Source organism: Bacteroidia bacterium, assembly GCA_041391665.1.
Lineage (GTDB): Bacteria > Bacteroidota > Bacteroidia > J057 > J057 > JAGQVA01.
The window spans coordinates 77123-93801 of the sequence record JAWKNO010000002.1; the positions used below are offsets into that span (position 1 = coordinate 77123).

General features: G+C 45.2%; 16 protein-coding genes. 12 read left to right on the forward strand and 4 right to left on the reverse strand.

The features are described from left to right. The first annotated feature begins 98 nt into the window (after positions 1-98). A complete protein-coding gene (locus R3D00_12050; protein MEZ4773907.1) occupies positions 99-1844 on the forward strand; it encodes a hypothetical protein in 1746 nt (581 codons plus the stop codon). Positions 1845-1851: 7 nt separating this feature from the next. Here R3D00_12050 and R3D00_12055 read toward each other — a convergent pair whose 3' ends face one another. Beyond that, a complete protein-coding gene (locus R3D00_12055; protein ID MEZ4773908.1) occupies positions 1852-2832 on the reverse strand; it encodes a hypothetical protein in 981 nt (326 codons plus the stop codon). Between the two features lie 135 nt (positions 2833-2967). Between R3D00_12055 and R3D00_12060 the strand changes: the two genes are divergently transcribed. The 10 genes from R3D00_12060 (at position 2968) to R3D00_12105 (ending at position 12382) form a co-directional block, all read left to right on the forward strand. Beyond that, positions 2968-3291: a septum formation initiator family protein gene (locus R3D00_12060; GenBank protein MEZ4773909.1), complete on the forward strand. Its 324-nt coding sequence runs from the start codon at positions 2968-2970 to the stop codon at positions 3289-3291. Positions 3292-3405: 114 nt separating this feature from the next. Further along, positions 3406-4836 carry an asparagine--tRNA ligase gene (asnS, locus tag R3D00_12065; protein MEZ4773910.1) on the forward strand — a complete coding sequence of 477 codons (1431 nt, stop codon included), beginning with the start codon at positions 3406-3408 and terminating at the stop codon, positions 4834-4836. Between the two features lie 18 nt (positions 4837-4854). Continuing rightward, entirely contained in the window at positions 4855-5445 is a 591-nt protein-coding gene (locus R3D00_12070; protein ID MEZ4773911.1) for a 2OG-Fe(II) oxygenase, read from the forward strand. Positions 5446-5505: 60 nt separating this feature from the next. Next, positions 5506-6645, forward strand: a complete 1140-nt coding sequence (locus tag R3D00_12075; GenBank protein MEZ4773912.1) for an AAA family ATPase — start codon at positions 5506-5508, stop codon at positions 6643-6645. Beyond that, on the forward strand, positions 6642-7331 hold the full coding sequence (locus tag R3D00_12080) for a DUF4276 family protein (GenBank protein MEZ4773913.1): 690 nt from the start codon (positions 6642-6644) through the stop codon (positions 7329-7331). Before R3D00_12075 ends, R3D00_12080 begins: the two co-directional genes overlap by 4 nt. A 60-nt stretch (positions 7332-7391) precedes the next feature. Next, positions 7392-8366, forward strand: a complete 975-nt coding sequence (locus tag R3D00_12085) for an endo alpha-1,4 polygalactosaminidase (protein ID MEZ4773914.1) — start codon at positions 7392-7394, stop codon at positions 8364-8366. A 114-nt stretch (positions 8367-8480) separates the two neighbouring features. Then, on the forward strand, positions 8481-9353 hold the full coding sequence (locus R3D00_12090) for an SMP-30/gluconolactonase/LRE family protein (protein ID MEZ4773915.1): 873 nt from the start codon (positions 8481-8483) through the stop codon (positions 9351-9353). 45 nt (positions 9354-9398) lie between these two features. Continuing rightward, the gene (locus R3D00_12095; protein ID MEZ4773916.1) at positions 9399-10634 is read left to right on the forward strand and encodes an amidohydrolase/deacetylase family metallohydrolase; all 1236 of its coding nucleotides are present in this window, start codon (positions 9399-9401) and stop codon (positions 10632-10634) included. Between the two features lie 49 nt (positions 10635-10683). Further along, on the forward strand, positions 10684-11151 hold the full coding sequence (locus R3D00_12100) for a RidA family protein (GenBank protein MEZ4773917.1): 468 nt from the start codon (positions 10684-10686) through the stop codon (positions 11149-11151). Between the two features lie 10 nt (positions 11152-11161). Beyond that, the gene (locus R3D00_12105; GenBank protein ID MEZ4773918.1) at positions 11162-12382 is read left to right on the forward strand and encodes an aminotransferase class V-fold PLP-dependent enzyme; all 1221 of its coding nucleotides are present in this window, start codon (positions 11162-11164) and stop codon (positions 12380-12382) included. Between the two features lie 23 nt (positions 12383-12405). Here R3D00_12105 and R3D00_12110 read toward each other — a convergent pair whose 3' ends face one another. Genes R3D00_12110 through R3D00_12120 form a run of 3 tightly spaced genes read right to left on the reverse strand, consistent with a single transcriptional unit; the run spans position 12406 to position 16041 of the window. After that, positions 12406-13314: a mechanosensitive ion channel family protein gene (locus tag R3D00_12110; GenBank protein MEZ4773919.1), complete on the reverse strand. Its 909-nt coding sequence runs from the start codon at positions 13312-13314 to the stop codon at positions 12406-12408. A 4-nt stretch (positions 13315-13318) separates the two neighbouring features. Further along, positions 13319-14128, reverse strand: a complete 810-nt coding sequence (locus R3D00_12115; GenBank protein MEZ4773920.1) for a mechanosensitive ion channel — start codon at positions 14126-14128, stop codon at positions 13319-13321. Between the two features lie 20 nt (positions 14129-14148). Further along, positions 14149-16041 carry a mechanosensitive ion channel gene (locus tag R3D00_12120; protein ID MEZ4773921.1) on the reverse strand — a complete coding sequence of 631 codons (1893 nt, stop codon included), beginning with the start codon at positions 16039-16041 and terminating at the stop codon, positions 14149-14151. 73 nt (positions 16042-16114) lie between these two features. Here R3D00_12120 and R3D00_12125 point away from each other — a divergent pair, with 73 nt between their 5' ends. Then, a complete protein-coding gene (locus R3D00_12125) occupies positions 16115-16678 on the forward strand; it encodes a RidA family protein (GenBank protein ID MEZ4773922.1) in 564 nt (187 codons plus the stop codon). Position 16679 lies beyond the last annotated feature (1 nt).

Consider the following 16679-nt stretch of genomic DNA (forward strand, 5'->3'; position numbering starts at 1 on the left):
GTCGATGTATCGTAATATTTTTGTGTCAGTATTTACGGTAAATAGTATTTTTTAAATAATGTATTTTAGGAAAATTTACTGCGTGAATTAATGCAGTTATGAACCTAAAAATATATGCTATGAACCGGCCATTTAACAGCCCATCTTTATCGGGTTGGCAGGGTGTTTTTACTACCTGTTTAATACTCCTGATTTACTTTTTATCTCCTTCTGCTTCTGCACAATCCTTTAAAAGCTATACGGATCTTCGCGGCAATGCGGATCCCATGAAATTTTCGGTACATGAAGTGATTGCCATTCCCGGCACATCTGAATATGTCATGACCGGTGATTTTAAAGCTTCTGCGCCCCTCTTTTCTGCCGGTGCTTTTCTGATGAGAGCTGACAATACCGGCCAGATCCTGCTTTCCCGTCTGCTTTACACCAATTTTCCCAATGGCACAAATGGGGTAGTGGGGCGCTCTGTCGCCATCGATCCCAATGGCAACTACTATGTCGGCGGGGCAAGCGTTCAGAACGTCTTTCTGGGGGGAGGGAGTGAACGAACCCTCACGATGCTTAATGCTAAAGGGGTAGAACTCTGGTCCCGCATGCAGTCAAACTATAGTTTTGAATCTGTGATCTACAACGATGCGGATGAATCCATCCTCACACTTTCTGGTCCCGTCGGCAGTGCAAAACCCAACACGGATATGATGGTCAATCGCCTGAATGCCAAAGGCGCTGCGACAGGCAGTGTTACGCTCAATACTGCTACTACAGACCGCCCGGTAAAGATTATCGGGGCTCCTGATGGTGGTTTCCTGGCTTTGGGGGTCTATGACGAATTTTCCCCGCAGGCGCTCTTGCTCCGCCTCGACAAAAATCTGGGAAAAGTCTGGTCGTATTCTTTCTCTGATAATATGATGACCAATGAACCTCGCGATATTGTCTGGCATTCGGATGGGTATTTTGCCATTACAGGTCTTGCGACCGCCACAACCGGAGAATCTTTTATGTATATCATGGGTGTAGATGATATGGGCGGCCTGTTGTTTTACAATAAGTACGAATCGGCAAGCGGGGCATCTTTAATCGGAAATGGGATTACTACTTATGCAGATGAAAACTCTGGCAAGGATGCCGGTTTTCTGGTTGCAGGCACTTTTACCTTGCCGGTAACCGGGCGTAAAAGGGGATTTGTGCTAAAAACAGATTCTTTTGGAAAAGTCATCTGGTCGCACAATTATAGCAACCTCACAGAAATCACGGATTACGACCGCGATGAAACACTGGAAGACATTGCGTATTTTCCCGGGAGAAAAGATTTTGTGGCTGTGGGGAATTTTACCCAGTCTCTGCAAGGGGTAGTAAATCTACGCAGATTAATTGCTGTGCGGGCAGATGCCGCATTGGGTATTCTCAGTGAAGAATACAATACCTGTGCGGCCGGATTTGATATTTTTCTGAGCAAGTCCTCTGTCCTGAACCGCACCTCCGTGGGAATTCCGCAATCTGGTGGCGGAATGTTTGGTTTTTCCTACAATATCAACGATCTGGAAACATTCACCGATTATTGCGCATGGCCTACGGTAGGCGCGATCCCTCCCAAAGGATCTTCCGGGGAGTCCTGGGTAGACAAATTTTCAGGCACGGTTACGATTACCTATAACCTGATTGATTACAGGAAAGATGGAACATTGGAACTGTTTGACATGCAGGGCAGGCTGATCTATCTGGCCCCGCTCAACTGGCAGCAGACAGAGACAAAAATACCGATGCGGGAAAATGCCAGCGGTGCATATCTCCTGCGCATTCGCAATGGCGGGAATCTCGTCGATGTACGGAAAGTACTGTTCTGGTAAAATACCGCTATTCTTCCACCACCTTACCGTTTCGGAATGTAGCCTGGGCTGTCGTTCCGTCCGGTTGGGTGATGGTACCTTTGCCATTGTACTGGTCCATATGCCATTCGCCTTCATATATGCGCTTGTCAGCATAGGAATATTTCCCAAATCCTTGTTTTTGGCCCCGAACCCAGTCTCCCTCATATACATCCCCATTGTTGTAGCGCATGGTGCCTATTCCATTAAAAAATCCCCGGGAAAATTGTCCTTCGTAAGTACCTTCTTCCGTGGTGCAGGAGCCATTGCCTGTAGGGCCAGTCCCTGAAGGCGCATTTTCTTCCCAGACCCCTTCTATTCTACGACCTTTGATGATGTAGATACCCTGACCCATACGCTTGCCCTCGGCCCAGTTGCCTTCGTATCCAGTCACAATACTGTCCTTATTATGCTGCCATGAGCCGTATCCCTGATACTTGCCGTTGACAAATTCTCCGTTGTATTCTTCTGTATGATCGCTCGATCGGATGGTTTCGATGCCTTTGCCATGCATCAGGCCATTTTGCCATTCTCCCACATAAGACTTTGCGGTTGAGGTAAAATTACCCGTGCCATGGCGCATGCCGTCGATAAAATTTCCTTCATACACATCCCCGTTGGAATATTTGTAAACACCGTACCCATGCCGGCGGTCGTTTTTCCAATCCCCCTCATAGACATCGCCATTTGAAAAAACAATTTTTCCCTTTCCTTCCATGCGGTCATCTGTCCATTCCCCCGAATAGATATTCCCGTTGGAAAAAAAGTATTTGCCATCGCCCGATTTTCTCCCGTCGACATAATGTCCATAGTAGATCGTATCGAGTTTTGGTGTCAGGAAAACGCCTTTTCCATTGGGTTTCAGATTGCTCACCTCCCCAACATATAATGTCCCGTTTCGAAATTTTAAGCTATCCTGAGCCAAACCCGTACTGGCATAAAAGAAGATTAGCGCTGCAAAAAATCGCAAAAAACACATGAGGTTAGAAATTAAAGGTTTTCAGTTGTAACGTATTTGATCAAAAAAAGAATATATTTATCAAATTGTGTATAATTATTTTAAAAAATCTTTTGCATCCTGAATGATGGAGTATATATTTGTTCTATGAGTATTCATGCGCAATTTTTTAAGCAGATATTTACCAGAGTAACAGGCGTACTTACCTCCAAGTATTTTCTGGTGTTCGTATTTGCTGCCGTATGGATGATATTCTTTGACCGGTATAATCTGATCTCCCAATATCGCATGGCCGAACAAATCCGGGTACTGGCAGCAGATGAACAACATTACCGGGAAGCAATTGAAAAAATTGACTATCAGACAGACCAGCTGTTTAGTAATATGGAAGAGTTGGAGCGTTATGCCCGGGAAAAGTACTATATGAAACGTCCGGGTGAAGATGTGTTTATCATCTCTGATCAGGAGTAACGATTCTTTCTTTTCTTCCGGTCTAATAATCACGATTACAACTTGACTGATAACGATATAGGACGCAACTTTGCGTCCTGATTTTTTTTATTAACCAATAACGAGAGACTCATCATGAAGGCGACAGAAATCAAACACCTGTTGACAACCGCCCCTGAAAACCAAACGGTACTCATTAAAGGCTGGGTACGCACTTTTCGCAGCAATCGGTTTATCGCTTTAAATGATGGCTCTACAATTAATAATATCCAGATTGTCGTTGAGTTTGACGATTTTGACGAAGCTACGCTCAAAAGTATCAACACGGGTACAGCGTTGGAAATCTCCGGTAAACTCGTAGCCTCTCAGGGCAAAGGCCAGAGCGTTGAAGTACTGGCTGAAAAAATTACCATTCTTGGCAATGCTGATCCGGCTATTTACCCGATGCAGCCCAAAAAACACAGCCTGGAATTTTTAAGGGAAAAAGCGCACCTGCGCATGCGCACCAATACTTTTAGTGCGGTGTTTCGTATCCGCCATGCGCTGGCTTTTGCTGTCCACAAATATTTTAATGATCGCGGGTTTTTTTATATGCATACGCCCATCATTACGGGGAGTGATGCGGAAGGTGCGGGCGAAATGTTTCGGGTGACTACGCTTCCCCTGGAAAATCCGCCCCGTACGGAATCGGGAGAAATCAACTGGAAAGAGGATTTTTTTGCAAAAGAAACGAACCTCACTGTATCCGGGCAGCTGGAAGCAGAAGTTGGCGCTATGGCATTGGGCAAGGTATATACATTTGGTCCTACTTTCCGGGCTGAAAACTCCAATACTACCCGCCACCTGGCGGAGTTCTGGATGATCGAACCGGAAGTGGCTTTTATCGAAATCAACGAGAACATGGACCTGGCCGAGGATTTTGTAAAATATGTTATCCGTTATGCCATGGAACACTGCGCCGATGATCTCGATTTTCTCGACAAACGAGTCGCAGAGGAAGAAAAAAATATGAAAGCGCAGGACCGCCGCCCGATGGGATTGCTCGATACTCTGCGTTTTGTTACGGAAAATGACTTTAAAAGAATTACCTATACAGAAGCAATTGATATTCTTCTCCAGTCCAAACCCTATAAAAAAGGTCAGTTTGAATACCCGGTTGCATGGGGCAAAGCCCTTCAGGCAGAGCACGAGCGTTACCTCGTGGAAAAAGAATTTAACTGCCCCGTGATTGTCCGGGACTACCCAAAAGATATTAAAGCTTTTTACATGAAAGTCAATCCTGACGGCAAAACGGTTGCCGCCATGGATGTCCTGTTTCCGGGTATCGGTGAATTGATCGGTGGCTCCCAGCGGGAAGAAAGGTTGGATGTGCTCAAAAACCGTATGGAAGAAATGCACATTCCCGCCCATGACCTTTGGTGGTACCTCGAGCTCAGGCAGTTTGGTACGGCTCCGCATGCCGGCTTCGGACTGGGCTTTGAAAGGATGATTTTGTTTGTAACGGGTATGGGAAATATCCGGGATGTGATCCCATTCCCCCGTGCCCCTAAGAGTGCTGAGTTTTAGTACTTTATAAAAAAACCTATGCAGGACCCGTACGAGCCATTGGTTCAAGGGATTCTCGATCAGGGTTATGGAATGGTGGATCATTTTATTGATCCGTCAACGGTTGTCTCCCTCCGAAGCCATTTACTCGAAAGATATAAAAAAGGGCAGATGCATGAAGCGGGTGTCGGCAACCGCAATGTATTGCACCGCAATAAGTCGGTGCGTAGCGATCTTATTTCCTGGATTGACGACGAGACTGCCAATGAGACTGAACGTAAATTCCTCAGGCAGGTAAAAGATTTTGTGCAATATCTCAACTATACCTGCTATACCGGTATCCGTAGTTTTGAATTTCACTACGCGTTGTATCAGGAAGGGAGTTTTTACCGCCGCCACAAGGATCAGTTTCGCTCCGATTCGGGCCGTATATTTTCATTGATTACCTACCTCAATGAAGACTGGCAAGACGATGACGGCGGTCAACTTGTGCTTTACACCGAAAAAGAAGAAAAAATCAGCCCCATCGGCGGCAGATCCGTATTTTTCAGAGCACACGAAATTGAGCACGAAGTGCTAGAAGCCAAAAGAACCCGCATGAGTATCACCGGCTGGCTGAAAAATCGGTAGGGGGAGGGATATAAAAAATCTTTATTTTTACAAGTGGAAACCTAATCTGAATTTGGCGCGATGAAATTAAAGTCAATCCACCTGCAAGGCTACAAGTCTATTGACAGCATTTCCGGCACATCGCTGGAATTCGGGGATATTACCATTTTACTGGGTGCAAATGGTGCCGGAAAAAGTAACTTGGTCTCTTTTTTCAGCATGCTGAATTATATGATGACAGGCGCTTTACAGAATTTTATTGCTGAGCGAGGGTATGCAGATTCCTTCTTATATTTTGGCAGTAAGAAAACACGCGAAATATTTGCCCAAATAAAGTTTGAAGGCGAGGATGTTAATGATCAGTATATGTTCCGGCTTTCCCATGCTGCAGGAGATATTTTGATTTTTACAGAAGAGCTTATTTCTTATCAGCCTGCTTCCCGCAAGCCCCATATCTTACAACTCAATCCAGGGGTAAGAGAGTCTGATTTACTGGAATATGTAAAAAGGCCAACAGAGAGTCAAAATAACAGGCAAACAGCTTCGGTTATATTAAAATTGCTTCGCAACTGTCGGGTCTTCCATTTCCACGATACCTCCATGAATGCCAGAGTGAGAGGACAGGGCTATATTGAGGATAATCATTATCTGAATAGCGACGGTGGGAATCTGGCTGCTTTTCTTTTCAGACTTAAAGATAACCCGGAGACTTTGCCTTATTACGAAAGAATTGTTCGTTATGTCCAGAAGGTAATGCCTCAGTTTGGCGATTTTGATTTAACACCTGGCGAGCGTAACAAAAATTATATTACCCTTAATTGGCGGGATAAAAGCTCCTCCCAATACCTGATGGGGCCTCATCAAATATCAGACGGATCGCTTCGGTTTATGTGCCTGGCGGCCTTACTGCTGCAACCTCAAAAATTATTACCTAGTGTTATCATTTTGGATGAGCCGGAATTAGGACTTCATCCTTCTGCGATTGCTTATTTTGCAGGCATGGTAAAATCAGCGGGAAAACATGTCCAGATTGTAATTGCAACCCAGTCGCCAGGGCTTGTAGATGAATTTGATTTGGATAATCTCGTAATTGTAGAAAGAAATCACGTTACTGACTCTACTACTTTTGAAAGGAAAAGTGCAGATAAACTTCATGCATGGCTGGAAGAGTATAGTCTGAGCGAATTATGGGAGAAAAATGTGATTGGGGGGCAGCCATGAAAGATTACATTTATCTGAACATACTTGCAGAAGGTCAGGCAGAGCGGGAATTTGCCCAACATACCTTGTTCCCATATTTCGAACCTATGGGTATAATTGTGGACAGCCGTTGCGTGATCACAAGCCGAAAAAAGAATAAAAAGGGAGGGCTTTCCAGTTATCTCCGTGCAAAAAATGATCTTCTTCGATGGATGGCAGAAGAAAAGGTAAGACAGCCTTTTTTTACTACCATGTTTGATTTATATGCGCTCCCAAATGATTTCCCCGGATATGAAGAATCTCTTAAGATAACGGACCCCTACCGTAAAGTTGAGTTTCTGGAGAAAACATTTTTCGAAGATATCTCCTATCATAAGTTTATTCCTTATATCCAACTACATGAATTTGAAGCCCTTCTATTGGCCAATCCCGAAGTTCTGCTATTAGAGTATATTGAGGCCGGGAAAGAAGTTGAGGAGCTAAAAAAACTGCTCGCAGACTACAAAAATAATCCGGAAAAAATTAATTCAGGGGCTACAACGGCACCTTCTAAAAGAATCATTTCGCTTATACCCGAATATGAAGGGAATAAGGCAAGTGTGGGATCTGTTCTTGCCGGAATTGAAGGATTAGAATTGCAAAAAAACCGCTGTAAACATTTTTCAGACTGGCTGGATAAAATTCAAAAACTGAAAGACCCCGCATGAGCATCACCGGCTGGCTGAAAAATCGGTAGAATAGTTCGGGAAAAAATTCGTTTTTCGGTTATGAGAAAAATAACCGGACTATTCCTTACTATTTTGTTTGCTTCTGCCTGTGGAGACAGTGGAAACCCTATCCCCGACAATCTCGAATTTCGCCAGGAAATGCGCGACTTTGTGATTGCCATCAGCCAGTATGCCAAAACCCGCAATCCTGATTTTGTTATCATTCCCCAAAACGGTCAGGAGATCGTCAGTCTGGACGGAACACCTACAGGAAGCCCTGCCATGGATTATCTGACCGCCATCGACGGTACGGGCCGGGAAGATTTGTTTTACGGCTACGACGCCGACAATCGGGAAACCAAAGCAGATGACCGGGCCTATCTGACCGGATTTCTCGACATTTTTGAGCAGCATAATGTCGAAGTTCTCACAACAGACTATTGCCACACGCCCGAAAAAATGGACGACTCCTATACATTAAATCAGGCAAAAGGATATATATCTTTTGCCGCTCCGGAGCGCGACCTGAATGTCATTCCCGATTATCCGTCCTCTCCCTACAATGAGCATCAGGGAGCGGTAAACCATCTGGGCGAGGCCCGCAATTTCCTCTATATCATCAATCCGGGGGACTTTGTTTCCCGCACAGCATTTATCACTGCGCTGAAGCAAACCAATTACGATGCTATCATTATGGATTACTTTTTTGACGGAGAGGAAACCTACACGACTGAAGAAATCCAACAGCTGAAGATAAAGGCCAATGGGGGCAAACGTTTGGTCATTTCCTATATGAGTATAGGTGAAGCCGAGGATTATCGCTATTACTGGCAGGCAGAATGGAAAAATTCGCCCCCCTCATGGCTGGATAAAGAAAATCCTCAGTGGAAGGGGAATTATAAGGTAAGATATTGGGAATCAGGCTGGCAGGCAGTGATAATGGGAGATGCAAATGCTTATTTGGACAAGGTATTGGCATCCGGTTTTGACGGTGTGTACCTCGACATTATTGATGCATTTGAGTATTTTGAATAATAGATACTTCGTTGGGGTTGTGGTTTTTTTCAGGAAAATACTATCTTTTACCTGAAATCTAAATCCCAACCCATGAAATATTGCTACTTACTACTACTATTGCCTTCTTTGTGGATGTGCTCGTGCACAGAAGCACCTGAAGAAGAAAAAACGCCGGTATATCTGGCTTCCGATTTTACTGCCGAAGGTGGTTTTACTTCGGGTATTGAAGGCCCTGCTGCCGACACAGACGGAAATCTCTATGTCGTCAACTTTGCCGAGCAGGGTACGATCGGGAAAGTCAGTCCAACGGGTGAAGCCGAAGTGTTTGTCCATCTTCCGGAAGGGAGCATCGGAAATGGTATCCGCATTGATCAGGCCGGAATGTTGTACATTGCTGACTATCCGCAGCATAATATTCTGAAAATCGACCCTGCGACCAAAGCGATTTCCGTGTATGCGCACGATTCGACCATGAATCAGCCCAACGATATTGCCATTACATCTGCCGGAGTATTGTTTGCCAGCGATCCCAACTGGAAAGAAAGTACAGGTAATCTCTGGCGAATCGACACTGACGGGTCGGTTGTTTTACTCGAAAGTGGATTGAGCACCACCAATGGGGTAGAAGTAAGTCCTGACGAAAAAAGGCTCTATGTCAATGAAAGTGTTTCCCGCAAAGTATGGGTATATGACCTTTCTCCCGAAGGCAATATCAGTAATAAACGTTTGCTGACTGAGTTTCCCGACTTCGGGATGGACGGCATGCGTTGTGATGCGGAAGGGAATCTGTACATTACCCGGCACGGAAAGGGGACAGTGGCGATTATTTCTCCTTCGGGCGAATTGCTGCATGAGGTGACGCTTACCGGAAAAAAACCTTCCAATATTACTTTTGGCGGACCCGACGGAAAATCCTGTTATATTACTCTTCAGGACAGGGGCTGTCTGGAAACCTTTCGGGCTGAGATTCCCGGCCGTTCATGGGTAATGAGTCACAAACCCTGATTTACATTTTATATATTATCCGCTTTCCACAAACATTTATCCTATATGAAAAAAACACTACTAGTTATCGCTTTATTACTGGCCTTCATGGCTATGCAGGCCCAGGAGATCGATCTGCTGATTAAAGGTGGCCATGTGATTGATCCTAAAAATAAAATCGACCAGATCATGGATGTGGCTATTGCCGACGGAAAAATTCTCCGTGTGGAGAAAAATATCGATGCTGGCAAAGCTAAAAAAGTGGTAGATGCCAAAGGTCTGTATGTTACCCCTGGCCTGATTGACATCCATACGCACAATTTCTGGGGAACAGAAGAGGATCGATACCTGAGAAACAGCTATACAGCCCTTCCTCCGGACGGATTTACCCTGCGGGCGGGTGTCACTACCGTCGCGGACGCCGGAAGCCCCGGCTGGCGCAATTTTCTTACCTATAAAAACCAGACGATAGACAAATCGAAAACCCGTGTACTGGTTTTCCTCAATATCGTCGGAGACGGCATGTCGGGAGGGCCCCGCGAGCAGGATCTCGCCGATATGGATCCCAAGCTTACGGCGATGATTGCCCGGCAATATCCCGAATACATTGTCGGCATTAAGCTGGCTCATTACGTGGGGCATGACTGGACCCCCGCCGAGCGCGCAGTGGAGGCAGGCAAACTCGCCGATATTCCCGTGATGGTGGACTTCGGAAGTGCACAACCCCCGCTTTCGATCGAAAAGCTATACATGGAAGTGTTTCGCCCGGGCGATATTTTTACGCATTGTTATGGCCATGTAGGAGGACGTGAAGCTGTGGTGGACGACAAAGGAAAATTGCGCCCATTTGTGCTGGAAGCACAGAAAAAAGGGATCATTTTTGATGTCGGGCACGGAGGCGGAAGTTTTCTTTGGGAACAGGCTGTACCCGGCGTACAGCAGGGATTTAAGCCCAATTCCATCAGCAGCGACCTTCACACTGGCAGCATGAATGGCGGGATGAAGGATATGACCAATATTATGTCCAAATTCCTCGCGCTGGGCCTTTCGGTTCAGGAAGTCGTGGAGATGTCAACCTGGAATCCTGCCAATATCATTCACCGGCCTGAGCTGGGCAATCTTAGCCCGGGCGCACCCGCAGATATTGCTGTACTGAATCTTCAGAAAGGCGACTTTGGTTTCATCGATGTAAAAGGATTTAAATACAAAGGCGACTCCAAACTGATATGTGAACTTACCGTCAGAGAAGGAGACGTCGTATATGACCTTAACGGTATTGCCAGTCCGATCTGGAAACCCTGATAATTAGCCAATTATATTATTTTTTATATAACCCAATAATTCAATTCCTATGGAATCAACAACATCCCGCCGCTCGGCATTTCGCAAAATTGGTGCAACACTTGCCGGCGTATTTGGCTTTGGTGCTGTAAGTGCTGCGGTCAGTAATGCTCCCAAAGAAAAAATCGCTTCAGATATTACGTATCATCAGGACAAACCCTTGTTTTCCGGTGCAGTAGCTTTTGGCGATCTGCTGTTTATCGCCGGCAAAGGGGCGCATTTTGAAGGCGATATCAAGTCTCATACAGATCATGTATTAAACGAGCTGGAAAAAGAGCTGAAGAAAAATGGTTCTTCCATGGATAAGGTGCTGAAAGTCAATGTATATCTTCATGACCTCAATGATTATCATGGGATGAACGAAGTGTATCGCGGACGTTTTGGCGACAAACCGCCTGTGCGTACTACTGTGGCCACTTATGGCGGCGTACCTGGCGACTCTTTGGTAGAAATTGACTGTATCGCATCCCTTAAATAGTTTCCTGATTATGGCAAACAGAAGAGAAATTCTAAAAAAAATGGCAGCATTGCCATTTGTAGGTGGTTTTTTCGGCGGCGCAGCACTATATGCCAGCCCGGCAGAACCTGTAAAAACATTTGCGAGGGACTATTTTAAAGAACTGGGAATCCGCACGTTTATCAATGCTGCGGGCACCTATACAGCGATGACAGGCTCTCTGTATCGTGAAGGAGTTCTGGACGCTATATCCTTCGCTTCCCTTCAGTATGTGAATCTGGATGAACTCCAGGACCGTGTAGGTGAACGCCTGGCAAGCCTGCTCAAATGTGAAGCAGCTATGGTTACAGCCGGTGCAGCTTCTGCAATTACTCTGGGCACGGCTGGTGTGCTTACCGGCATGGATCAGGAAAAAGCTTCCCGAATCCCCAATGACCTCACAGGGATGAAAAGTGAAGTCATCATTCAGAAATCACACCGTGTGGGTTATGACCATGCGATTCGCAATTGTGGGGTCAAACTGATTGAAGTGGAGACCCGCAAGGAGATGGAAAAAGCCATCAATGAGAAAACGGCAATGATGTGGTTTCTCAATTACGCCAATCCCAACGGGCAGGTAAAACACGAGGAATTTATCGAAATCGGTAAAAAGTATGGCATTCCTACCTTTATTGACTGTGCTGCGGATGTGCCTCCGGTAGAAAACCTCTGGAAATATACCGGAATGGGTTTTGATCTCGTGGCATTTTCTGGCGGAAAAGGTCTTCGCGGTCCGCAAAGTTCCGGATTACTCCTGGGCCGCAAAGATTTGATTCAGGCTGCACGCCTCAGTGCTCCGCCAAGAGGCGATACCGTCGCCCGGACCAATAAAGTCAACAAAGAGGAAATCCTGGGACTTTTGATTGCTGTCGAAAATTTCCTCGCCCGCGACCATAAAAAAGACTGGGACATGTGGGATACGCAGGTGAAACTGATCAGTGATTCGGTTAAGACGGTCGCCGGGGTAACCACGGAAATTCATGTTCCGGAAATCGCCAATCATGTGCCATCTCTGCGCGTGAGCTGGGATCAGGCAAAGGTGAAAATTACGCCCAGGGATGCCCGTGCAGCCTTACAAAACGGACATCCTTCCATCGAGACCGTAGGCGATAATGAGTCTATTGGTATTACAACCTGGATGCTCAATCCGGGTGAAGAAAGAACCGTTGCCCGCAGACTGACAGATATTCTGGCTGCTGCTGCAAAAATGTAATATAAGAAGAAGCAGGCGTTGAATTATTTCGGCGCCTGCTGCACTTTTACGTTCACTTCAGGCAAATCGACTAACTGGAAAGTTGCAGAAGCAAATTTAATTTCTCCATTCGTCGCTTCAATTTCTTTTAGAAGTCTGAGGAAAAGTTCGGTTTTGGTCGCTCTTCTTTTTTTGTATCCCACTACGTACCGAAGGGTGTATTCCACCCAATTGTCGTTGGCAACAAGCGAAACCATTGGTTCTGTTTGTGCATCCTCCAGCCGATACTTGTTTTGCAATGTGCTCCATTTTTCCCGGGATTTTTCAGACAAATCGCCCGCAATATCTTTTCCGGCCTGAATGATAATTTCCCTTGCTTTTTCATAATTGCTGCCAAACTGGATTGGAATTTTTACCTCATCCCATAGAAAAGGAAATTCACCTGAATAATTAAACACTGGTTCTTTGAATACGAAACTGTTGGCAATCAGTACGATTCGGCCATTGTACAAATCTCCGCTCACCCACTGACCGGTTTCCATAATAGTAGTTCGCAGAATTCCAATATCCATCACATCACCTGTGATTCCGCCTAACTGCACGCGGTCTCCCGATTTGTAAAATCCCCCAAACATGATGGTAAGCCACCCCGCAAATGAGGCAATAACTTCCTGTAAAGCAAAAGCGATTCCTGCCCCGGCGACGCCTAATGCAACAGTAAATCCGCCCAGTTTATCGCTGTATACAATCGTGAATAAAATAATGGTCAAAGCATAGCCGGTAAAATTACTGAGTTTTTTTGCGCGGTACCGGTTGTCGTTGTCCTTGATTTTGGAAAACAGGTTTTTCTGTACTACTCTGATGATTAGCCAGATAGCGACAATTCCAATTCCTATGGCTGCGATTTTGCCGATAGCCAGATTGTCAATGATTTTGAGAAGTTGTTCTTCCATTTATTTATTTGCTCATATGAATGACCCGCTGCGGGAATGGTATTTGAACACCGTTTTGCTTAAACAATTCGAATATTTTTACCCTTACCCCGCTCTGAATTGTTTCCACCCGAAACACTTCTTCCACCCAGAAAAGGACAGTGAAGTTGAGTGATGATTCCCCGAAATCTGCAAACCTGACAAAAGGAGCCGGCTCCCTCAGTACCCCCATCTGTGCTTCAGCAGCTTCTTTCAGCAGTCGCATCACCAGGCTTACGTCCGAGCCGTAATCCACACCAACCTTTACCTCAAACCGCGATGCAAGATGGCTGTGTGTCCAGTTGATGAGTTGGTTGCCGGTGAGCTGGGTGTTTGGCAGAATGATAAACTTGTCATCGCGGGTAAGAACAGTTGTGGTGCGGAGGTTGATTTCCTGTACCCTGCACACCAGCCCGTTGACTTGTATTACATCATTCACCTTAACAGAATTGTCGGCCAGGAGAATAATGCCGGAAACAAAATCGCTGAAAAGATTTTGAAGACCTAAGCCAATGCCTACCAGTAAAGCCGCCGAACTTGCGACCAAAACCGAGAGGTTAAACCCCAAAATCTGCATGGCAACTACACTGGAAAAGACCAGTGTGAAGTATTTGAATAAATTGTAGATCGCATACTTTTTGGCCAGGTCAAACTTCTTTACCCGGTAGACCGCTTTTTTGATAATTCGGAGAAATGTAAATACAATCAGAAAAAAAATAATGATCTGAATGATGGAAAAAACACTGATATGGTAATTCCCAATCTCCAGTAAAGTGTAATTCAAAAACTCCTTCATATATGCTTTCGTGATTTTCCCTATTTTTCGTTCTCTTTGTCAATCTTAATCTGAAATCCTGGCGCCTTATAATCTTTGGGTAAATAGCTGGCGGGTATAGTGATCATATTGCCGTCGCGGGCTGCGCGGTAGTGGGGGGAGAGGATTTCAACACCCCTTTCGTTGCATACATCCTGAATATTCTGGTGGAGGTCAGAATAAATTTGCGCCTGTTTATTTGCATCCCTGACATAGGCATTGATCTGATATGAGACATAGAAATCGTCCAGACTGGTTTGGAGAACAAAAGGCAGCGGATCTTTTAGGATGAGCTCAGTTTTCAGGGCAGCGTCAATCAGAATCTGGTGCATGTCTTTCCACGGTACATCATAGCCGATCGTTACGGTAGAATGAATAATCAATCCATCCTGATGCGTCTCACTGCTGTAGTTGATGGTGTGGCTGTTCATCACCGTAGAATTGGGGATCGATATGATTTCATTCTTAATGGTTTTTACTCTCGTTACCAATAGCGATTTTTCGATGACATCTCCCACGACTTCGCCTATTTTTACTCTGTCTCCGATGACAAACAGTCGCATATAAGTCAACACAAGCCCGGCGACGATATTGGAAAGAGAGCCTGCCGAACCAAACGTAAACAGGAAGCCCAGGAATACAGAAACTCCCTGGAAAACCGGTGAATCACTTCCCGGCAAATAGGGGAAAATGACCACAATCATAAAAGCAAAAATCAATACTCTCACAATCTGGTACGTGGGGTTTGCCCAATCGGGATAAAACCCGGTGAGTTGCAGATTTTCTTTTTCAATCTCCGTTTTCAGAAACTTAACAAACATCAGCACATACCTGAAAACCGCAACGATGATGATAATCGTGATGAGATTTGGCAGGTAACCCCACAAATCCATTGCAATTTTTTTGACAGGATTCAGGATATAACCAAACAGGGTTTCTGCAAAATTTTTGGTCCAGGGGAAAATGCCGAACAGCGTGGGCACTGCCACATAAATCACCAACAGATATACCAGCCATTTTACAATGGTGATAAGTGTCAGAATTGCACTCACCTGCCTTTTTGCATCAAAAAGTGTATAGTTTTTGATTTTTATTCCTTTGATCAGCCGGTTTTTCTGGCCGATTACCTGCCTCGATATCCATTGTGAAAATTTTCCGATATAATAGATAATTACCCCTGTAATGAGTATTACAAGCAGTGCCAACGCCACTTCTTTCAAAATGGTGGTGAGTTTTGTCTCCTGCTTATACTTCATCACGGCATCTGCAATGATTTGCCTGCGAGTATGAGCCAGTGCGCGCATAGTGGTATCTTCCCAAATGGCATCATTTTCACAAATGCTCATGACAGGGCCATTGGAGGATAAGATATCAAATGTGGTTTCTGACTCTTCGATAAATAGAGAATCCGGCTTGAATAAAAAATTATCGGGTAAATCACTAATTCGCCGGGTAATGATTTCTGCCCGGTCTTTTGCAGAAAGGCTCGCCAGTTTGCTATACACCATAAACAGTGTATCATCGAAAAATCCGATTACAGGGAACCCCTTCGCTGTATGCCGCAAGGAATCAATTTGGGCCTTTTTTTGCGCAATTCTTCGCGCCTCCTTTTCATTGAGTGCCTGAAGTTTTTGTTGAAGTTCTTCTTTTTTTAGATTGTCGGTGGTGGTAAGAGAATTGATTTTTTGCTCCAGGTCAGCTTTTTGGATCGAATCTGCTATCCGCTGTTGCTCAATTTCTGCAATTTTTTTAATGTAGTCGTTGAGAATTAACGCATTCAGTGAGTCGTTTTTTGTCGAGTCGCTTGTAGTCTTAACACTATCCTGCTGTGCAAAATATGTCTGCGTAGCAAATAGTAAAACAGTCCAGATGAGTATCGTTTTGATGTTTTTCATTGTCTATTCAGACCAAGTTATCAAAAGTTGTAAATATGTTCTATTAACTGCAAATTTTTTTCATCTTTGGTATATGAAAAAACTACTCTTTACACTCCCCATACTTATCCTTTTTGCCTGTAATCCGCAGCCAAGCCAACCTCAAACTGCGGAAAAAGCGCAGGTCGAACCTGGATATGATCCCGAAGCCAAAGTGGCTGCATTGGGAATTGAGCTTCCTACTCCCTCCGCACCCGTCGCCAACTACGTAAATGCGGTGCGCACGGGTAACCTGATCTTCCTCGCCGGCAAAGGCCCGCTCAAAGCAGATGGCACCAATATCACCGGAAAACTCGGCGCTGACCTGACCATTGAGCAAGGCTATGAAGCTGCCCGCATTACTGGTATCAATCAGCTCGCTGTGCTGAAAGCCGAACTCGGCAACCTCAACAAAGTGGTACGGGTCGTCAAAGTGCTCGGCATGGTCAATTCTACCCCCGATTTTACCGATCAGCCCAAAGTGGTAAACGGATACTCCGATCTTATGGTGGAGGTATTTGGAGAAAGAGGCAAACACGCCCGGGCTGCCGTTGGTATGGGTGCCCTGCCTTCCAATATCGCCGTGGAAGTGGAAATGATTGTCGAGGTCGCTGACTGAT